This is a genomic window from Wolbachia endosymbiont (group B) of Silvanus unidentatus (assembly GCF_964028615.1).
In the GTDB taxonomy this organism is placed as follows: domain Bacteria; phylum Pseudomonadota; class Alphaproteobacteria; order Rickettsiales; family Anaplasmataceae; genus Wolbachia.
Genome location: NZ_OZ034795.1, coordinates 826,280 through 846,069, shown reverse-complemented (window position 1 = coordinate 846,069; position 19,790 = coordinate 826,280). Strand labels below are relative to the sequence as shown.

The window sequence follows — 19,790 nt, the reverse complement described above, 5'->3', positions numbered from 1 at the left end:
TTTTCATAGTACACAATTTATAATCATAAATATTAGAAATGTGAGGAAATTCTGTATGTTTAGCGATAAAATAGTCCTAGACTTTGAAATAGAAAAAGGTGACCGAATAGATCGGTGTTACTTCTCTACACGCATCAAACTTACAGATAAGAGCAAGAGTTTTCTATGTGAAAAGCTCGGTAAACCTAACAATTTAGATGATTACTTTAATCTTAATCCTGAGAATTTTTATATTTATTACAACAAATATAGTGGGCACTATGGTATAAATGAGCTGTATGTCAGAGATAATAATGGTAGATATTTAGCTACTAAACTTCCACTTGATCAGAGCGGATTTTCGATAGAGTTATCATTCGACGAGGTGAATTATGGCTTTTATCCTATGTATGCAATCTATAACCCCACTCAATATGACAAAAAGCAGGAAAAGAGCTTTGAAGATAATGGTGAATTGCAGCCGTTTGTGTCAATTGTATTGGATTACTTTCTAAATGGCTTAACCGTTCAAGATATGTTTTTGCAAATACAAAATGAGCTTGTTGAAAAAGAAACAAAATTAGAAGAAGACAGAAGAAAAGCAGAGGAAGAATTAAATAAAAAGAATGAAAAGTTAAGGGAACTCATAGAAAATGATGAGATTAAAGTACTTAAAGTAATAAAAGGCCATAGTATTGGGAATGGATGTTCAGCGGCAATTTTGCAGCTTGATGGTGATCTTGATGCAAGTAAGTACTACATAGCAGAGTATGAAGGCAATGAATACTTACATTGCACGAGCTCTGGTTATGACATACTGCTTGACCAGAGCGATTTATTTTTTGTTCTCAATAGCAGCTCTTATCTTGAACTTGAAAGCGGTTTCTACTCAATACCTGCTGGCAACTATGCTAAATATCTCGATACTAAGAATCTGCTTTTTCGCGATGATCAACTATCTAAGCAGTTATGCAAAAACAAGGTAAAGGCTGAATCTACAGTTAACGCATTTTTCTCAAGACTTATTTATAGTGAAAATTTTTAAGAGGTGAATATGAAATTTAAAACAAATTCTGAATATGATAAATCAAAAAATTTAGATTTAGATGCTAAAGACTCTGCAGGCTATGCTGCTCTACATAAAGCTGTTTTTAGTAGGCGTTTCGATGAGGTCAAACTGTTAATAGATAAAGGCGCTAGAGTGGACGTGGAAGATAAACATAAGCTCACTCCACTTTTTTATGCTGTTATGAATAATGATGAGAAAATGATAAAATTTCTAGTCGAAATAGGTAATGCCGATGTTAACCTGGGTAAATATAATAATCCTCTTGGCATGGCTATTTCACTTGGACGTATGGAATTAGCAGAATATTTGATAGACAAAGGTGCAGATATAAACCGACAAGACAGTATCGGCAGAACCTTTCTGCATAAAGCTGCTGAAGATGGAAATTTAGCTGCAGTGAAATTTTTAGTAGAAAAAGGTGCTAGGCTTGATGTTTTAGATAAATGGAATGATACTCCTCTTCATGTTGCTGCAAATGTAAAAGTCAATAAAGGTCATACAGAAGTAGTAGATTATTTAATAAAAAACGGTGCAGATATAAATCTTACTCATAACTACACTCCGATACACCTAGCTATTACACGTGGAAATTTAGATATGGTGAAATGTCTGATAGATAATGGTGCTGATCTTTATATTAAAAGAGCATGCGATGGTACACCTCTTACTTATGCTAAACAGCAAGGGCAAGTGGAAATAGTAAATTACATGGATGGTGTAATGTCAAACCTTTCACGTAGCAAAACTGTATCCCTTGATAACACTAATATAAATATCAAGTATGACTTAGCTGCCAATAAGCTAGATACAATAGAAAAAAGCATTAAAGATGCTGTACGAGACTTTAAGGGTGCTTTTAATACCTCTGACCATGATATAAGGATCAATACTTATGTATTCAACACTCAAAATGAGTTTAAAGAGTACTTGAAAAAAGTTGGATTCGATGCTGGCGACGGTGTTAATGGCTACACAAGAATGATCGATCTAAATAAGGGAAATGCTGCTGACGTTTATGTCTACCTAGATAGTAAAGGGAATTTAAATCAACATACGTTAGAGCACGAGATAGGGCATGCAATGCACTTTGCAAATCTTGGTCTAAGCTATATCTTGCCAAAAGCAATGCACGAAGCTATTGCTAACTATGTTGCTGGTTTAGAAAATGGCAAACACATTAATGATCACGGAGATAAAGAAGCTTTAATTGCAATAAAAAATAAGAATCTTAAACTAGATGAGATATTACGTAATGATTATCAAGGAAATCACTACTATTCAGAAGCAGAGCAAGTAGTAAAGTTTCTTGAAAATAAACACCCGGACTTAATTGATAATTTACTAAAGAGCCTCTCCACTTATAAGAGATATCATGATAGGGATCAAGGTAAGAAATTAGTTGAGGATTTTTTGACTGAGCTGAAAGGTTATGATCAAGAATTTAAACAATGGGTTAAGGCTGAGCTGAGTGGTGAACAACATATGGAATATAATGTTGTTGAATCTAACAGTGTTGAAAGTTCAACAAGCCAACAAAGTGCAGGCAAGGGTCTATATGGTTATAGCCCAGTACATAATGTAAGTGGTGATAAAACCAAGATAGAAAGTGTCAGTAGAGAAGATTCTATGCAACCTGCTAAAAAAGTGAGTGAAGACGAACAAGGAAAAGCTGTTACAACAAAAGTTATGAAGTATAATAAACAGCCTTTCTTAAAGGTGAATATTGATGACAATAATGTAGAAAACACTATAGGAAAAGTAAACGAGATAAATAAGGTAACAGGTGCGACGAGTTTACATTTTGCTGCTTCATTGGGAGATTTAAGCAAAGTAGCAATGCTACTAAAACACAATTCATATACTGATACAAGAGACCATAATGGACAAACGCCACTACATTATGCCATTCAGTCAGGAAATACGGAAGTAGCAAAATATCTTATTGATCATGGAGCAAATCTTAATGTTCATGACAATTATTATCAGAAAACTAATACTAAATATGTGTATTATAAGACACCTTTACACTATGCTATTGAGTCTGGAAATATAGAGATAGCTAAATACTTAATAGATCGTGGTGCAAATCCTAATATTCAAGATGCTTATTCCAAAACGCCATTATACAGTGCTATTTATTCAGGTAATACAGAAATAGTGAAGTATCTATTAGATCATAACGCAGATCCTAATAGTAAAAGTTATTATACTTTTCCGTTACTTGCTGCTATTAAGCTAGGGAATGCGGAAATAGTTAAGAGTTTAATTGAGCATGGCGCAGATCTTGGTATCAAAAACACGTCAGCTCAAACACTGCTGCACTATGCAATTGAGCTAAAACATACGGAAATTGCTAAATACTTAATAGATCGTGGTATAGATGTTGATACCCGTGATATTAGCTCTGGTAAATCTCCACTACATTTTGCCATGTACATGAAAAATATGGAAGTAGTTAAATATCTCATAGAGCATAATGCGGATATTGATATTCAGGATAGCTACGGCTTAACACCTTTGCATCTTGCTGTTGATCTTGGGAATAAGAAGATGATAGAGCAGTTAGTTGAAAAAGGTGCGAATATTAATGCTCAGGATAATGATGGTTGGACACCTTTAGTTCATGCAGTGAGGCATGGAAAGTTAGATACAATAGAATATCTAATAAAAAACAAAGCTGACGTTGACGTTGTAGGCAAAGATGGCAGGACACTTGTTGAACATGCTGAGTTATGGGCAGAAGAGAAAGGACTAGCAAGAGATGTAATAGATAGCAAAGGCGGTAATGATTCTTATTATCGTGAGCTTTCAAAAGAAGCTGCAACTTGGGAAAAAGCTGGAAAGGATATGCTTAGCTATCTCAAAAAAATTACTATGCAAGAAGAAGAATCTAACGATATAGACCAAATGCCAGCAGATCAACCTGCGAGTGAAGAAAGGAGTAAAAGATCGATAAGAGGAGACGAAGAGAAGCAAGAGGAAACAATTGTTATAGATAATGTGAAACAACATCCTTTAAAAATCAAAGTGGGTGAGGCTGTTGAAATAGGGAAATATAAGGTAGAACTGCAAGTTACGTATGATGATGTAAGAAATTTTTATGACACTATACGTGGTAAATATCATGATGGTAGTGGATACAATTATGAGCAAGTAATGGTTTTGTACAATGAAATTGTTAGGCCAGCATCACAGCATCATGATGAACCATTTACTCTTGCTGAGTCCTATATTGCAGATGGGCATCTATTTATTAAAAATCAAGATTTTGGAATTTTGAATGATTTTAATGAGATGTTCTATAAAAGTGATGAGTTTATGTAATGTAAAAGGTGGATGAGAATTAATTGATATAAGGAATTAGATCTTTCACTGTCATCCCAGTGTTTCTTTCCCCTGCCATTCCGGCGTTTCCTTCTCCTGTCATCCCAGTCTGGGATCCAGTGTTCATATAATCTCATCACAAACGTTTATTTTAATTTTAGACCAATACCCAATTTAGAATCAAAATTCCTAGATTCCAGTGTCAAGCACTGGAATCTACTATGTAATTTACTTTTTTATATAATAAATAATATTAATTTATTAATTGACAGGTGGCGTGGGTTATACTATTATTAAGATATATAGTTAATATCTTAATAATCAATATGCCAAAACATGTTAATCGCATTGCTCAATCTATTGTATTAAAAGTCTATACTGATAAGGAACATCCTAGAGTTAAAGTGTTTTATAAAACTGAAGATAGAGAAGATGGACAAGTTGAAACAAGACTCTCAAAACAGGAAATTGCGGAGTTTTTAAATCAATTTGCCAATAAAGGAAAGCACCAAATTTCTATCAGTAAAAATGTAGAACAAGGTATAATTAAAGATATAGAAGGTATACGTAGAGAAAATGGTAGATATGTATACAAAGCACCGGATTTATCAGCTGAAGAACAATATAATAAATTATTTGAAAGTGAGAAAGCTATTCAATTTAATTTGAATACTTTTATGTCAGATAGTATATCTAAAATTGTACAATTAAAAGATAGATTTGAAGAAATTTTAGGTTTTTCTCTCGAAAGAGGGTTATGTCACTCATTAAATTACTTTGTTACTTTTCTAAAATTAGAGAATAGGCAAGATTTTGTTGGATTTCTCGAGTCTGATAATATTATATCTGAACAAGATTTTATGAATTATATTGATGGAAAAAAAGAACAAACGAAAAAGTTATTAATGATGCAGTTTTTATCGCAATTCTTACCTATTCTTGATATTCAGAGCATTGAAAAGCGAGAAGGAGATCCATTTTATTATGATGAGATAATATATAAGCAATTATGTAACGATCTATCTTCAACAAAAGTATGGGTCTATACTAACCAAGAACAAATCAAACGTTTCTTAAATGATGTGAAGATAGGATGCTACTTAGAATTTAGTTATTTTTGCTATGCTTGTAATGAAGAAGATGTCATTGAGGATGAGGGGCATTCTATGTTGGTGTATAAAGCAGAGAATGATAAATACATATTTTTTGACCCTAATAAAGGAGCGGTTGGCTTTTGTCCTGATACAGGAGCTGCTAATTTTACATTAGAGGAAGTTTGTAGGGTAATGGAACTTGCTGTAAACCATTATTCATATGATATGTATGTTGAAAATTTTGCAGATTATTGCGAAGTTCATATTGGACTTAGAAATGCAACACTGATTTCAAAGAAAGCTGAAAAACTTTATGAAACAACAGAAAGAACAAATTCAAAAATAATTGATATATCAGTTGATAAAGGTATGAATAAATTGTTGCTCACACCTGCAAGTCTGTGAAAGGACATAACTCGATCTTTTTGGCTATTTACCAAGTATAGACATCAGCTCATTCCATTCTCTTTTACCAATGCCACTTTCTTCTCTCGCAACATTTTCTCCTTTTATTAGCTTGCGAATTATTTCAAGACCAGTTTTTGAAATACAGGCTGATTTTAAGGAGTATTCAATGAAAGCATTATAGGCCAGCGGGACCCATTTCTTTACTATGTCCAACATAACTTCTGCATAGACTCTAATTTCATATTGGGCGTGCTGATCAGCTCTAAGCCTTAAAAAGTGAAGAAGGTTGTGTAAATCTATTTTCCAATAAAACTGAGTATAGTAATTAAGTGTTAGATTAGTTCGGGCAATTTCCCTTGCAAGGCCCTGTTCAATAAATTTCTCATAATGAGAATATACTAAATTAGAATCATTTATTAGAGAATCTATTATTTCTTTTGAAGTACTTGAGTCAAAAGCTTCACCGCTGCCTTGTTTATTATTATCAGATTGTTTTGCAACCTGTTCTGGTATATAAAATTCATTATCAAGTATCGAATACCTTCCGGAATATTCATTCACATTTGCAGTTCTGTGTCTTATCCACTGTCTTGCAATAAAAATTGGAAGTTTCACGTGAAACTTAATTTCACACATTTCAAATGGAGTTGTATGATGATGCCTCATCAAATACTTTATAAGCGCTTCATCTTGATTTATCTGTTTCGTTCCTTTTCCATAAGAAACGCGAGCAGCTTGAACTATGGCGCTATCAGAGCCCATATAATCAATTACTCGAACAAATCCATGATCTAATACCTTATGTTCTTCGTATAGAATGTCATCTATTTCTTTTACTGTAGTTCGCTTAGTTGTCTCATTCATAATATATCCTCAAGATGAAACGAAAATATCAGCCCCGCATGAATTGAGTTTTTCGTGCATTGCCTCATATCCTCTCCATAAATGATGTGAGTTATTTATTGTAGTTTCTCCTTTAGCTACCAAAGAAGCGAGAATTAAAGCTGCTGTTGACCTTAAGTCATTAGCATGCAGATTAGCTCCAGATAAGCTCTTTATTCCACTTATAGTAGCTTTATTTTTTTCGATGCTGATATTAGCACCTAATTTTCTTAGCTCATTTGCATGTGCAAATCTACTTTCAAAAACGTTCTCTTCAATGATTGATATTCCACCTGCAATTGACATAGCAGACATTAGTTGTGGTTGCATATCACTGGGAAAGTTGGGATATGGATTTGTTGCAACGTGAGCAGATTTAATAGAGCCATTTTTTCTAGAAATAATAATACCATCATCATGTAACTCAACTCTGGCTCCTATAGTCTTCAATTCATTTGCAATACATTCTATATCAGACAAACTTACTCCTTCTAACTTTAGCTCGCCGTCGGTAATGATAGCAGCCAAAGCATAAGTACCGGCCTCTATGCGATCTGGTATTATTTTATGCTCACACCCATTTAATGCTTCAACACCTTCTATTGTGATTTTTGTATTATTAACTTCAATATTGGCACCCATAATCTTCAGAAACTCTATTAAATCAAGAACTTCCGGCTCCGTTGCGGCATTGTTTATTGTTGTTACTCCTTCTGCAAGTGTTGCTGACATGATTATGTTTTCTGTTGCGCCAACACTTACTTTTTCAAATGTTATTTCTTTGCCTTGCAATTTTCCCTTTGTTGTTGCAGTTATATTACAGCTATCAATTTCAATTTTAGCTCCCATTGCTTCAAGTGCCTTGATATGAATGTCAACAGGACGTTTTCCAATATTACATCCACCAGGAAATACTGTTGAAACTCTACCAAATCTGCTGAGCATTGGACCTAGCATTAAAAAAGATGCTCGCAGTCTGCTTGCAATTTCATGTGATATTAAATGGTTATTGATATTGCTACAGTCAATTTCCAAAGTATGATTTGCTTTATAGTCTTTATTGCATATAAAATTTACTTCTGCACCAAGACTCTTAAGCAGCTCAGACATCAAATGCACGTCAATTAAATCAGGTACGTTATGCAAAGTTATTGAAGAATTACTAAACAAGCTTGCCGCCATTATTGGCAAGACTGCATTCTTTGAACCATTAATCTTGATTTTTCCAATCAAGGGCTTATGGTTACTTCTTACTAATATTTTATGCATTTAATCAAGCGATAGAACTTATCAAGTAAGTATAATAGGTTAGCGGTAAAAGGCAAAATTTTGCTTTTTCTTCTTCAGTCATTCGAGTAGCTGACACTGGGATCCATTTCTTCATCATCATCAAAATGTTATATTTCAACATTACTTTTATGCTGACCAATTTAACTGGATTCCAGTTGGCTTTGTTGCATCGCTATCTACGGCGGATTAAAGATAAAAAAGATGAAGAATATCAGTAGCTTATTATTCTAGCATTTATAGTAAGGACGGTCAGTGAATATCTAAATTTGAGTAAAAGAAATTTTACTACCATTCACTAATCTAGCTAAAATTCAAGAATTTCAATGCTTTAGCTATTTTAAGTAGAATTAAATTTACTAATACAAACAATAAATTACTATTCTTAAATTTGATCAGATTGACTGCAAAAAAAATAAGATTTTCAATAAGTTGCTTGTATAGTTAGCCTTTCATAGGTAGCGATGCAACAAAGCCATTCCAGTTTCAGCTACTCGAATGACATTTTCGTAGTCGATTCAAAATAGCATAATTAACTACACCTTTCCAAAGATGAGAGACGCGTTGGTACCACCAAAACCAAATGAATTAGAAAGCGCATATTGAATTTTATGCTCTTGAGCTTTAAGTGGTACAAAATTTAAATCACACCCTTCTGAAGGTTTGTGTAGGTTTAAAGTTGGTGGAACAATTCCATTGTTTAATGCAAGGATACTAAATATTGCTTCAACACTTCCTGCGGCACCAAGTAAATGTCCTATAGAAGATTTAGTCGAGGAAACAGGTATTTTATAGGCATAGTCACCGAATAACTGCTTCATTGCTATTACTTCAACTTTATCCCCAAGTTTTGTTGAAGTTCCATGTGCATTGATATACCCAATTTGACTTGGGCTTACTTGTGCACTCCTTAAAGCAAGTTCCATTGCCTTAAGTGCGCCTCTTCCTTCTGGATGTGGTGCTGTAATGTGGTGCGCATCTCCTGTGAGTCCATATCCAGTGAGTTCTGCATATATTTTTGCTTCCCTTTTTTTTGCATGTTCATATTCTTCCAGAACTAATATACCGGCCCCTTCGCCCATGACAAATCCATCGCGTTCTTCGTCCCATGGCCTTGAGGCCTCTTCAGGCTTATCATTGAATTTAGTTGATAGCGCCTTCATCGATGCAAAACCTGCAATTCCAACTCTGCATAACGCACTTTCTGCTCCGCCTGCAATCATAATGTCAGCTTCACCGAGTTTTATAGCTCTTGCTGAGTTTATAATCGCATGCGCACCTGTTGCACATGCAGTAACCGCTGAGTCATTTGGACCTATAAATTCGTATTTAATAGAAATATGACCAGATATCAAATTTATTAGACTTGCAGGAACAAAAAATGGGCTAACACGTCTAGGCCCCTTCTCCTGCATGGTAATTACATTTTCCTGAATTGATGGAAGACCACCTATACCAGAACCAATAGCTACACCTATTCGCTCTTTATTAATATTTTTATTTTCCAAAATTAGTGAATCTTCTACTGCCTGAACAGCTGCTGCAATTCCGTAGTGAATAAAACGATCTGTTCTTTTTAGGTCTTTTTCAGAAATATAATCTAGCGGATTAAAACAGCTTTCAGCGTTGTAGGATACCTGTCCTGCAACCCTGCAAGCAAGATCAGAAGAGTTGAACCTATCTGTACTGATTGCTTTTATGCCAGATTTACCTTCTTTCAGCTTTAACCAGGTGTTATTAACATCTGCTGCTAGTGGAGTAATTAAGCCAACACCGGTAACTACTACTCTTTTGCTCATTCAACATCAATTGTTTGCTTTGTTTACTACATATTCAACTATCTGTTCCATAGTTTCCATTTTTTGCGCATCTTCATCAGGAATCTCTATACCAAATTCTTCTTCAGCTGCCATGATTATTTCAACTGCATCTAAACTATCTGTGCCATGGTCTGAAAGCTTTGAAGAACTACTAAATCCCTCTACATCCTTACTGATGTGCTCTAGTATAATCTTCTTTACTTTTTCTTCTATATCTTCCCTAGTGCTTTTTGCCAATTCGCTCATTTCTTACTAAAAAATAACCTATTCTCTGATGTTATAAGAAATTTTGATGTTTGCAATAGCTTTTATGATTATATAAACTATTAAAAACTTCCTATCTCTTAGCACTCGATAGTTAATAAATTTAAAAATGCTAGACGAAACAACAAAAAATTTGCTTGTTGTAGAAGTGAATAAGCTCTTACCTGAAAATAGCGAGAATAAACTTATATCAGCTATGCGTTATGTACTTCTTGCTCCTGCAAAACATATACGTTCTTTTTTAGTTATAGCATCTTCGTCGATATTCAACATAAAGGTTGAAAAAGCAATAACAGCAGCAGCAGCAATTGAATTTATTCATGCTTACTCCCTAATTCACGATGATCTGCCATGTATGGATAACAGTGACACTCGAAGAGGCCAGCCAAGCTGCCACAAAAAATTTGGTGAAGCAACAGCAGTACTGGCCGGAGATGCATTACTTACCCTGGCTTTTGAGGTATTATCTTTGTTAAATTGTGAGATCATAAAAGTGCTCTCTCAAGCAATAGGAATGAAGGGAATGGTGGGAGGGCAGATTTTAGATATAGGTGCAGATTTTGACAAAATAAAAGAAATTCATTTGATGAAAACTGCAAAACTATTTGCAGCTTCATGTGAAATAGGGGCTATAATAGGAGGCGCTACAGACAAGGAGCGGGAAGCATTATATAACTATGGAATAAATCTAGGGCTTATTTTTCAAGCCAAGGATGATATCGAAGATTATGAGCAAGATAAAACAAACAATTTAATGTCCGTGCTTGGAAAAAATGAAATGGAAAACTATATAGATAGTCTCTTTAAACAGGCCTCAGATAATTTAAGTACGCTTTCAGGGAATACTAGTGACTTATATGATTTATTGAATCAAGTAAAAAAAGATGGTTAGAAAAATTATATTACAAATGTTTATCTCTGTAGTAATGATTCTCACTTTAGCTTCTGCTTTTATAATTACGATTGTTTATATAAACAAAGATAAACCAGAGAAAAGGGAAAAGCTTTACGAAATAAATGCTACACATGGTGGTTTGACACAGATGATAGCAAGTTATTTGGTCAGGCCGATACTTGAATCAGCTCTTGATCGTTATATTGAAAAGCATGGGTTAGCAGAATATTTAGAAGAAATAACACAGCAAAAAGAAGAAGAGATGATAAACTTTTATGAAATTACTGAAGGTAGTGGCAGTAAAGTTTTCTGTGGCCAAGAAGTTCTGCTACAAATGTACAAAGTCTCCAACAACCTAGCAACGCTACTTCCGACTGATGTCAATTTGAAAATAGGTCAGGATTACTTAAAAGAAGTGAGTTTAGGGGTAATAGGTATGAAAGAAGGCGGAGAGCGTGTAGTTACTATTGCTGCTGATGACAACAAAATGAGTTTTAACTCTTATTACATCAAACTGATTGAAGTAAAAGATAAATATCCCGATTCAGTAAATAACCTGATGATTTTTAATGACTTAATTAACAAAACTGGAAAGCGAGTAAAATGTGGCGATGAGATATCAGTTCAATATAGCATAAAGAGACATAATGGTGAGTATATAATCAAAGATCAAATAGTGCAGTTTAAGGTTGGTGACAAAAAAATACCACTTGCTATAGAACTTGGAGTTGTGGGAATGAGGGCTGGTAATAAAAGAACAGTTCTTTCTCCACCTGATCTTTTAACTGGTATATTAATAAAAGAAATAGATTTTGATGAAGAAAATATCTCAATAATTGATTTAAGCTTGAATTCTACTATTGAAAAATAGCTTAAAGAATTACGAAGTAAGAAAAAATAAAACCTCTTGAATGCTCTATATTACTTAAAGCAGGCTTCCTCTAAAGTATAAATTTAGATAAATCAAGCTGTTTTGAAATTGACTCTAGTTTATCTCTTACATATTTGCTATCTATAACAAATTTTTCACTATTTTTTTCAGAAGCGATAAAACTTATTTCATCCAAAAGCTTCTCCATGACAGTATGAAGTCTTCTTGCACCTATATTTTCCACTTCTCTATTAACTGTAAATGCTATTTCAGCTATAGTCTCTATACCATCATCAGTAAACTCAAGTGTTACATTTTCCGTTTTCATTAACGCTATATACTGTTTTAACAAACTAGATTCTGGTTCCTTTAATATTTTTATTAGATCCTCTTGAGTAAGCGCCTTAAGTTCCACTCTAATTGGCAATCTACCCTGTAATTCTGGTAAAAGATCAGATGGCTTAGATAAGTGAAAAGCACCAGATGCAATAAATAATATATAGTCTGTTTTTACGGGTCCATACTTAGTTGAAACAGTTGTTCCCTCAAGTAATGGTAACAGATCGCGCTGCACTCCTTCTCTGTTGACTTCACCTTTTATTTCTGTACGTGCTGCAATTTTATCTATTTCATCTAAAAACACTATGCCTTCATTGCTAACAAGATCAATCGCTTCTTTGATTATCTTGTCTTCATCCATTAACCTTTCGCTTTCTTCATTAATCAATATTTCACGTGCTTCTTTCACTTTAACTGTAATAGTTTTTGTTTTTTTGCTCCCATTAAACATCTTGCCCACGATTTCTGTTACGTTCATCACACCAATTTGCCCACCTGGCATGCCAGGTATATCAAAAGTGGGTAGCATACCCTTGCTCTCCCTGACGTTAATAGAAACTTCTCCATCTTCAAATTCCTTATTTCTCAGTCTTTCTCTGAAAACTTTTTTGCTTTCCTCGGTTGCATCTTCACCAACCATGGAGTTGACTATTATCTTTTCAGCCAAACCTAAAGCTTTTTTAGTTAAGGCTTTACGTGCTTTTTCCTTAACTAAAACTATTGCTGCATCAACTAAATCACGTATTATCGAGTCAACATCACGTCCAACATATCCTATTTCAGTAAATTTCGTTGCTTCAACTTTTATAAAAGGTGCACCAGCAAGCTTTGCTAAACGGCGAGCTATTTCAGTTTTACCAACTCCCGTATGGCCTATCATGAGTATATTCTTAGGTATAATCTCTTCACGTAGTGGAAGTGGGACTTTATTTCGACGCCAACGATTTCTGAGTGCAATAGCAACAGCGCGCTTTGCATCATTCTGCCCGATTATAAATCTGTCTAATTCTTTAACTATCTTCTGTGGTGGTAGATCATCTAATAAAGCTTGTGAGCTTTGAATGCTGCTACTTCCTGTACCTTCATTTTCATAGAGGCTATTTTTCTCATTATAGTCATCATTATTATCAAATTGACCTACTACAGATTGACTAGAAAAATTAGCACACAAAGTTCTTGACATATTACTCCTCTATTTTTTCGATAATTAGATTATGGTTTGTATAAACACATATATCGGCAGCTATCTTCATAGCCTTTTTTGCAATCTCCTCTATTGATATTCCTTCAACGTCAATCAAAGCTTTTGCTGCAGATAAAGCAAAATTTCCTCCAGAGCCAATGGCTGCAATGCCATCTTCAGGTTCAAGAACATCACCCGTTCCTGTAATGACCAATGAAATGGACTTGTCTGCCACGATCATCATAGCTTCTAATTTTCTTAGATATTTATCCATTCTCCAGTCTTTTGCAAGTTCAACACATGCCCTCATTAACTGTCCTGGGTGCTTATCAAGTTTAGATTCTAGCCTTTCGAAGAGAGTAAATGCATCAGCTGTTGCTCCAGCAAAACCGGCAATTACGGAATCACCAGAAAGACGCCTAACTTTTTTTGCTCCAGATTTTATAACGGTATGGCCTAGCGAGACTTGCCCATCACCTATTACTACTACATTTTTGTCTCTTCTAATTGACAGTATAGTAGTACCATACATTTTACTGCTGTCATGATGAATCATTTTTTTGTTATTTTAATTCGTGATATTATATTAAGATTATAACTTATAATATAGTACTTTTCTTATAACATTTAAAGTGTAGATGCAAAACATAATTCATCCAAATCTGGAAAAAGATATAAATAATTGGTTCGAAACAAAATTTAATGGTTTTACATTACCATTTTATAGCTCCATAGATCTTAGGAATTCAGGCTACAAAATTGCCCCAGTGGACGCTAATTTATTTCCTGCAGGGTTCAACAATCTAAGTGAGACATCAAGAGCAACAGCAGCAAAACTAATAAAAAGTTATTTTGAAACAAAACAATATAAAAAGACTCTTATAATACCGGAGAATTACACACGAAATAAAATGTATATAGAAAACGTATTTGTTATAGAGAAAGTACTGCAACTCGCAGGTTTTGAAACTAGAATTGGCCTCTTTCATAATGAAACGTACAATTTAATAGAACAGTATGAAACTGTTGTGAAAGAAAACTCTTTGCTGAAGACAACTTCAGGATTTGTGCCTGATGTGATTATACTGAACCGTGATATGACTAGCCACATTCCAGACACGCTAGAAAACGTAAAACAAGAGATAGTGCCAAGTCCATTATATGGCTGGCACAGTAGGCAGAAATTTCAATATTTTGAAATCTATCAAAAATTAGTGTCCGAATTTTGTGGCGAATTTAAAATGGACCCATGGCTTATTTCTGTGCTTACAGAAAGCTGTAATGGAGTTGACTTTAATGATGATTCATCACTAGGAGCAGTAGCGACTAAAGTTGACCAAATATTATCTCTAGTGCAAAAAAAATATGAGGAATATGAAATAAAAACACAACCTTACGTTTTTATCAAAGCAAGCAATGGCACATATGGAATGGGCATTATAACAGCAACAAGTGGAAAGGAAATATTAAATCTCAATAAAAAAAAGCGTCATAAAATGAAAAAGATAAAAGAAGGAATAGCAATCAATAGTGTTATTATACAAGAAGGTGTACCAACTATTGACATATTTAAAAGTAGTTCTGCAGAACCGCTAATATACTATATAGGAGATACTCCAACATGTTACTTATACCGATGTAATAGCAGGAAAGATGTATATTCTAGCTTGAATTCCACTGACTGTGAATTTTATGATATCAGCCAAGAAAATAAAACTTTGCCACTTTGGAATATTGTTAGCAAATTAGCAGTGCTAGCATTGGCAGTAGAAATTAAGTCTTTTCATCTCTAATAATTAATTTCTACAATGCTGCCATTATGCTGAATATGGTGAGCGTCATCAAGTCCAGTAGAAGGATCAGTACAATTATTAGGTTGATTGACAAACTTATCGATGTTTGATACTAGATATGCTATACTTAGTATCAAACTAACCGTAACAGTTAAGTTGAAATTATAGATTATGCCACCACCCAAGTCTATCGGTATAGTTGCAATTTCCATTCTTTTTAATATGAAGCTTAACAAGCCCAATGACAAAGTGAATGTGCTAAACATAACATTCTTCTTGCATTTAGCAAGCTCAGCTTCACATTTCGTAAGTTCGTCATCACCCTTTTTGTATTTTTTACATGCTTCTTGATATTTTTTATGCACTTCCTTATATTCTTCGCACTTATAATAACAGCTTACGAATTCTGAAAATAGAAATAGAACTGCTGATGTTAAGCTAATATAACTTATTACATCCTTGTTGTTTCTAGCTAAGAAATGAATGATTTTTGCCTGCATCAATATTCCTATGATACAGCTTGCCAAGTACGCTGAGTTACCTACAACCTGTATTGGTTTTTCAGGTTTATTTTCCTCTTCACCATTCGCAGGTTTCTTAGATTTATATCCAGCTAAATTGAGACCAAAATGAAGAGCAAATATTATTGATGTTGGTAGTTTTATGAACTTAGAAATATCTAATATAGTACAAATATTGGATCTGTTGTTATCAATAAACTCGCAACAGAATTGCAATGAAATTTTACACAATATGCCTGTTAAACCTACTGCAATACAATACATCTTTCTAATATCATGATTGTGAACATCATGTATACTTTCTATAAATGTATTTGGCTTACCTTTTGGCATAAGTAGATAATAAAATAATAACTTTTTAATATTATACTATAAAAATCTAAAAAGAAAAGTGGTATAAATCAGTACTTTGAGAGTGATCTAAACATAAATCGGCCAAGCACTTGATAAATAAGAGATCAGTACTGAGAGTTGGTACGCGAAAGTAATATCCGTCTTTGATAATTGCTTTATACTCTATATCAAGTTCAACCAGTGTTTCAGAATGCTCAGAAACAAAAGATATAGGTGATAAAACTACAGGTATATTATCGTCTTTCGCGCGTGATAGCTCACTTTCAGTGCTAGGCTCCAACCATTTTACAGGGCCAACCTTACTCTGATAACATATTCCCCAATCAAGATCTTCAATATTCAATTTTTTTACTATTAATTTTACTGTTTTTTCTATCTGTGAAGCGTAAGGGTCGCCTTTTTTAATGATACTAAGAGGTAAGCTATGAGCCGAGAATAGGACTCTTGGCTTACCGATTTTGCTAGCTAATTTATAATATTTAGACGTCAGATTAACATGAGCTTCAATAAAGTCTTCATTGTCATAATAATGGTGAATTGTTTTTGTGTTACATTCCAGTTTGGCATTTTTTTGCCAATTCTCGATGGATGATAGAGTTGTGGTGGTTGAATATTGCGGATATAGTGGTAACAGAATGATTTCGTCAGGGTCGAATTGCTTTACGCTTTTAACAACTTCATCAGCAAATGGATGCCAATAACGCATGCAGATGAATATCTTATATACATGGTTTCCATTTTCATTTAATTTTAGTTCTAAAGCATCAGCTTGTGCTTTCGTATTCTCCAAGATTGGCGATTTACCTCCAATGTGCTCGTATATTTCTTGTGCAGTACTTTCTCGCCTTTTGGAGATAAACTTTGCTAAAAGGAAGCGAAAAGGATTTGGTAGATTTATTATTCTTTTATCGTAAAAAAGATTAAATAAGAAAGGACGGACCGCACTTAGTGAATCAGGTCCGCCTAGGTTAAATAAGATTACTGCCTTCTTCACTGACAGCACCTTTCTTCAGGTTTGCCTATAAAATCAGCTACACACTCATCAAGTTTAGTTACAGGCACTAAATTTCTCACACTAGCATACAATAGATGGCCAGATCTCTTCACGTTACTCTGTGTAGATACAAAGTTTCTATCAAAAACCACATCAACACAAAAACTTGGCACTGCTTCAAAAAGTTCAACAGCAGCCAAAGATATCATTATGCAGCTTTGTAGAGCCTTCAGAAAAATCGTAAGGGGAAAAAGTAAAACCCTAACAAAGAGAGAGGGAGGAATTTCACTCATTAGTTGTCCTGGATTAGGAGAATTATACTCAATATGCTGTCTGTTTTTATCAAAGATAGGAAATTTTATAATGTCTTTCTTAAATTCCTGCTCTATTTGTTTCTCGGTATAATTTTCATTATTAGTCATTTTTTTCAATAACTTTTCACGCAAGTAAAAGGTTCTCACAACAAAACATGTTGCAACCATCAGTGCAGCACATATAAGCGCACAATGCATGAGGTTCATCCCACCTATCATAGATGGTAATGCAAGACAAACAAATGGCACTATGATAGCCATTTCGAAAAATGGAATAGTATTCCTTTTTATTGCAAAAACAGCGCCTTCTTTTAATTTTGTATTATTGTGTAAGCTATACTCTAAATAACTCAAAAATGCCAAATTAAAAGTTAAAAATCCTTTTGTCCCACAAAAAATTGATGACTTGAATTGATTAACCCATTCTTTAGCAGTAAGTGTAGTTTCAATTGATTGTTTAACATTAGGATCGACTGGTTTGTTGTTTTTTTTATTACAACACCCCATAAAACACCTCCTTGATGGTTTATTCTTAACTATAAGTGAAAAATTGCTTTTATCAAATCAAAGTTTATAATAAAATAAATCTATAAATATACGATCTTAACATAAGGAAATAATATGGCAATTGAGAGAACACTTTCAATATTAAAACCTGATGCAGTAAAAAATAATATTACAGGCAGTATAAATTCTTACATTGAAAAATCTGGACTAAAAATTATAGCACAAAGAATGATGATGCTGACAAAAAAACAAGCAGAGCTGTTTTATGAAATTCATAAGGATAGGCCTTTTTTTGGAGAGTTGGTGGAATTTATGACTTCTGGGTCTGTGATAGTTCAAGTTTTAATCGGTGAAAATGCAGTCAGTAAATACAGACAAATCATGGGTGCTACAGATCCAAAACAGGCAGATAAAGGTACAATTAGGGGTGATTTTGCTAATGATATTAGTGAAAATAGAGTGCATGGTTCTGATAGTCTAGAGAATGCTCGTAGGGAAATAGCTTTCTTTTTTGCTGAATGTGAATTGGTATAGCTTTACTTTTCTATACAGAATTAGACCTTCTAGGCTTTATGTTGAACTACGGAATATTAACTAAACTTTTAGTTATGAAGAAAAAGCTTTATGTCAATTTCATGAATAGCATAGATAATATTTAAAATGGATCATGTTGTTAATGCTTATAATAGATCTGAAGCTTCTATAGTTAGAGGAGAAGGATTATATCTCTTTGACAAGGATGGTAAAAAATATTTAGACTTTGCTGCGGGAATTTCTACAACCTCCCTAGGCCATTGTCATCCATACATTACAGACAAACTGAAAGAGCAATTAAGCTCATTGTGGCACTGCTCTAATATTTTCACTATTCCTGAGCAGGAAAGGCTTGCTCAGCGTTTAACAGAACTTACCTTTGCCGATAAAGTTTTTTTCTGCTCAAGTGGACTTGAAGCAACAGAAGCTGCAATTAAATTTATTCGCCGCTATTTCTACTTAAATGGACAAGAAAAGCGCAGTCACATCATTACAATTGAAGGAGGTTTTCATGGCCGCAGTATTGCTGCAATTTCAGCTGGGGGAAATGAAAAATCACGCGAAGGTTTTGCTCCACTCCTTTCTGGTTTTGATAAAGTTCCAAGAAATAACATTGAAGCATTAGAAAAGAAAATCAATAGCGAAACAGCTGCCATATTTTTAGAGCCCATACAAAGTGAAGGCGGAGTACATCCATTGGACGTAGAGTATCTTAAAAAAGTAAGAGAGATAACAAAAGCTCAAGGAATAATTTTATGCTTTGATGAAGTGCAATGCGGATATGGACGAATTGGCTCTCTATTTTACTATCAAAATATAGGAGTTGAACCTGATATGCTCACTTGTGCGAAGGCTATGGGTAATGGATTTCCTCTGGCTGCATGTTTAGTAAAAGATTATATAGCAGAAGCAATCACTCCAGGAACTCATGGGTCAACTTATGGAGGTAATCCACTTGCTATGACTGTTGGTAATGCAGTACTCGATATAATGCTAAAGGAAGGCTTTTTTGACCATGTTAAGAAGGTCAGTAAATATTTAAAAGAAAAGTTGTTGCCTTTGACTGAAGAATTTCCGAAGATCATTTCAGAAGTTCGTGGGGAGGGTTTATTGATAGGGATAGAGCTTAGAGTACCTTTGGCTGATAAAATTGTTAAACAATCTCTTGACAAAGGCTTAATAATGACTAATATTTTAAATAATAAGGTAATAAGAATAACTCCTCCACTTGTTGTTGAGAGTATGCATGTGAATGCAGTGTGTGATATATTTCATGATTTATTTTTTTATATTAAAGATATATAGACTTGCAAATGCTTCTTACAACATATAAAATCAACTCTGTTTCTATATCGCAA

General features: G+C 34.0%; 17 protein-coding genes. 8 read left to right on the top strand and 9 right to left on the bottom strand.

Going from position 1 to position 19,790, the window contains the following annotated elements:
* The first annotated feature begins 55 nt into the window (after positions 1 to 55).
* The 3 genes from ABWU65_RS03920 to ABWU65_RS03910 all read left to right on the top strand — a co-directional run bounded on the left by ABWU65_RS03920 (position 56) and on the right by ABWU65_RS03910 (position 5,871).
* A complete protein-coding gene (locus ABWU65_RS03920; RefSeq protein ID WP_264685547.1) occupies positions 56 to 1,024 on the top strand; it encodes a hypothetical protein in 969 nt (322 codons plus the stop codon).
* Positions 1,025 to 1,033: 9 nt separating this feature from the next.
* The gene (locus tag ABWU65_RS03915; RefSeq protein ID WP_262986315.1) at positions 1,034 to 4,372 is read left to right on the top strand and encodes an ankyrin repeat domain-containing protein; all 3,339 of its coding nucleotides are present in this window, start codon (positions 1,034 to 1,036) and stop codon (positions 4,370 to 4,372) included.
* A 326-nt stretch (positions 4,373 to 4,698) separates the two neighbouring features.
* Positions 4,699 to 5,871, top strand: coding sequence for a hypothetical protein (locus ABWU65_RS03910; RefSeq protein ID WP_264685548.1), 1,173 nt, complete (start codon positions 4,699 to 4,701; stop codon positions 5,869 to 5,871).
* Positions 5,872 to 5,895: 24 nt separating this feature from the next.
* Here the strand turns inward: ABWU65_RS03910 and thyX are convergent, their stop codons facing one another.
* The 4 genes from thyX to acpP all read right to left on the bottom strand — a co-directional run bounded on the left by thyX (position 5,896) and on the right by acpP (position 10,109).
* The gene (thyX, locus tag ABWU65_RS03905) at positions 5,896 to 6,738 is read right to left on the bottom strand and encodes an FAD-dependent thymidylate synthase (protein WP_007302176.1); all 843 of its coding nucleotides are present in this window, start codon (positions 6,736 to 6,738) and stop codon (positions 5,896 to 5,898) included.
* 9 nt (positions 6,739 to 6,747) lie between these two features.
* Entirely contained in the window at positions 6,748 to 8,025 is a 1,278-nt protein-coding gene (gene murA / locus ABWU65_RS03900) for a UDP-N-acetylglucosamine 1-carboxyvinyltransferase (RefSeq protein WP_012481905.1), read from the bottom strand.
* A 554-nt stretch (positions 8,026 to 8,579) separates the two neighbouring features.
* Positions 8,580 to 9,842 carry a beta-ketoacyl-ACP synthase II gene (gene fabF / locus ABWU65_RS03895; protein ID WP_019236756.1) on the bottom strand — a complete coding sequence of 421 codons (1,263 nt, stop codon included), beginning with the start codon at positions 9,840 to 9,842 and terminating at the stop codon, positions 8,580 to 8,582.
* A 6-nt stretch (positions 9,843 to 9,848) separates the two neighbouring features.
* Positions 9,849 to 10,109: an acyl carrier protein gene (gene acpP, locus ABWU65_RS03890; protein WP_064085853.1), complete on the bottom strand. Its 261-nt coding sequence runs from the start codon at positions 10,107 to 10,109 to the stop codon at positions 9,849 to 9,851.
* Positions 10,110 to 10,236: 127 nt separating this feature from the next.
* Between acpP and ABWU65_RS03885 the strand changes: the two genes are divergently transcribed.
* Together ABWU65_RS03885 and ABWU65_RS03880 are read left to right on the top strand one after the other, a co-directional pair.
* Positions 10,237 to 11,019 (top strand): polyprenyl synthetase family protein, encoded by a 783-nt coding sequence (locus ABWU65_RS03885; protein WP_006014603.1) that lies wholly within the window; start codon positions 10,237 to 10,239, stop codon positions 11,017 to 11,019.
* Positions 11,012 to 11,893, top strand: a complete 882-nt coding sequence (locus tag ABWU65_RS03880; protein ID WP_007302172.1) for an FKBP-type peptidyl-prolyl cis-trans isomerase — start codon at positions 11,012 to 11,014, stop codon at positions 11,891 to 11,893. The genes ABWU65_RS03885 and ABWU65_RS03880 overlap by 8 nt, the downstream gene beginning before the upstream one ends.
* Positions 11,894 to 11,963: 70 nt before the next feature.
* Here ABWU65_RS03880 and hslU read toward each other — a convergent pair whose 3' ends face one another.
* Positions 11,964 to 13,415, bottom strand: a complete 1,452-nt coding sequence (gene hslU / locus ABWU65_RS03875; RefSeq protein ID WP_010406444.1) for an ATP-dependent protease ATPase subunit HslU — start codon at positions 13,413 to 13,415, stop codon at positions 11,964 to 11,966.
* A gap of 1 nt (position 13,416) precedes the next feature.
* On the bottom strand, positions 13,417 to 13,971 hold the full coding sequence (gene hslV / locus ABWU65_RS03870; protein WP_010406442.1) for an ATP-dependent protease subunit HslV: 555 nt from the start codon (positions 13,969 to 13,971) through the stop codon (positions 13,417 to 13,419).
* Positions 13,972 to 14,053: 82 nt separating this feature from the next.
* Between hslV and gshA the strand changes: the two genes are divergently transcribed.
* Positions 14,054 to 15,208, top strand: coding sequence for a glutamate--cysteine ligase (gshA, locus tag ABWU65_RS03865; RefSeq protein WP_264375135.1), 1,155 nt, complete (start codon positions 14,054 to 14,056; stop codon positions 15,206 to 15,208).
* On the opposite strand, the gene ABWU65_RS03860 is transcribed toward gshA, so the two are convergent.
* From ABWU65_RS03860 to ABWU65_RS03850, 3 genes are read right to left on the bottom strand one after another with little or no spacing between them, the layout of a single operon-like run.
* On the bottom strand, positions 15,205 to 16,062 hold the full coding sequence (locus ABWU65_RS03860; RefSeq protein ID WP_353280325.1) for a hypothetical protein: 858 nt from the start codon (positions 16,060 to 16,062) through the stop codon (positions 15,205 to 15,207). The two genes, gshA and ABWU65_RS03860, sit on opposite strands and share 4 nt — an antisense overlap.
* Positions 16,063 to 16,108: 46 nt before the next feature.
* Complete coding sequence (hemH, locus tag ABWU65_RS03855) at positions 16,109 to 17,077, bottom strand: ferrochelatase (RefSeq protein ID WP_019236749.1); 969 nt, start codon at positions 17,075 to 17,077, stop codon at positions 16,109 to 16,111.
* Positions 17,074 to 17,898: a hypothetical protein gene (locus tag ABWU65_RS03850; RefSeq protein ID WP_353280324.1), complete on the bottom strand. Its 825-nt coding sequence runs from the start codon at positions 17,896 to 17,898 to the stop codon at positions 17,074 to 17,076. Before ABWU65_RS03850 ends, hemH begins: the two co-directional genes overlap by 4 nt.
* A gap of 114 nt (positions 17,899 to 18,012) precedes the next feature.
* Between ABWU65_RS03850 and ndk the strand changes: the two genes are divergently transcribed.
* Together ndk and ABWU65_RS03840 are read left to right on the top strand one after the other, a co-directional pair.
* Positions 18,013 to 18,432, top strand: a complete 420-nt coding sequence (gene ndk / locus ABWU65_RS03845; protein ID WP_254229270.1) for a nucleoside-diphosphate kinase — start codon at positions 18,013 to 18,015, stop codon at positions 18,430 to 18,432.
* Positions 18,433 to 18,558: 126 nt separating this feature from the next.
* The gene (locus ABWU65_RS03840) at positions 18,559 to 19,737 is read left to right on the top strand and encodes an aspartate aminotransferase family protein (RefSeq protein WP_254229269.1); all 1,179 of its coding nucleotides are present in this window, start codon (positions 18,559 to 18,561) and stop codon (positions 19,735 to 19,737) included.
* Positions 19,738 to 19,790 lie beyond the last annotated feature (53 nt).

Excerpts from the sequence above, each read along its gene's own strand:
- ABWU65_RS03920 (WP_264685547.1), top strand. The coding sequence starts at position 56 with ATGTTTAGCGATAAAATAGTCCTAGACTTTGAAATAGAAAAAGGTGAC.
- ABWU65_RS03915 (WP_262986315.1), top strand. The coding sequence starts at position 1,034 with ATGAAATTTAAAACAAATTCTGAATATGATAAATCAAAAAATTTAGAT.
- ABWU65_RS03910 (WP_264685548.1), top strand. The coding sequence starts at position 4,699 with ATGCCAAAACATGTTAATCGCATTGCTCAATCTATTGTATTAAAAGTC.
- thyX (WP_007302176.1), bottom strand. The coding sequence starts at position 6,738 with ATGAATGAGACAACTAAGCGAACTACAGTAAAAGAAATAGATGACATT.
- murA (WP_012481905.1), bottom strand. The coding sequence starts at position 8,025 with ATGCATAAAATATTAGTAAGAAGTAACCATAAGCCCTTGATTGGAAAA.
- fabF (WP_019236756.1), bottom strand. The coding sequence starts at position 9,842 with ATGAGCAAAAGAGTAGTAGTTACCGGTGTTGGCTTAATTACTCCACTA.
- acpP (WP_064085853.1), bottom strand. The coding sequence starts at position 10,109 with ATGAGCGAATTGGCAAAAAGCACTAGGGAAGATATAGAAGAAAAAGTA.
- ABWU65_RS03885 (WP_006014603.1), top strand. The coding sequence starts at position 10,237 with ATGCTAGACGAAACAACAAAAAATTTGCTTGTTGTAGAAGTGAATAAG.
- ABWU65_RS03880 (WP_007302172.1), top strand. The coding sequence starts at position 11,012 with ATGGTTAGAAAAATTATATTACAAATGTTTATCTCTGTAGTAATGATT.
- hslU (WP_010406444.1), bottom strand. The coding sequence starts at position 13,415 with ATGTCAAGAACTTTGTGTGCTAATTTTTCTAGTCAATCTGTAGTAGGT.
- hslV (WP_010406442.1), bottom strand. The coding sequence starts at position 13,971 with ATGATTCATCATGACAGCAGTAAAATGTATGGTACTACTATACTGTCA.
- gshA (WP_264375135.1), top strand. The coding sequence starts at position 14,054 with ATGCAAAACATAATTCATCCAAATCTGGAAAAAGATATAAATAATTGG.
- ABWU65_RS03860 (WP_353280325.1), bottom strand. The coding sequence starts at position 16,062 with ATGCCAAAAGGTAAGCCAAATACATTTATAGAAAGTATACATGATGTT.
- ABWU65_RS03850 (WP_353280324.1), bottom strand. The coding sequence starts at position 17,898 with ATGGGGTGTTGTAATAAAAAAAACAACAAACCAGTCGATCCTAATGTT.
- ndk (WP_254229270.1), top strand. The coding sequence starts at position 18,013 with ATGGCAATTGAGAGAACACTTTCAATATTAAAACCTGATGCAGTAAAA.
- ABWU65_RS03840 (WP_254229269.1), top strand. The coding sequence starts at position 18,559 with ATGGATCATGTTGTTAATGCTTATAATAGATCTGAAGCTTCTATAGTT.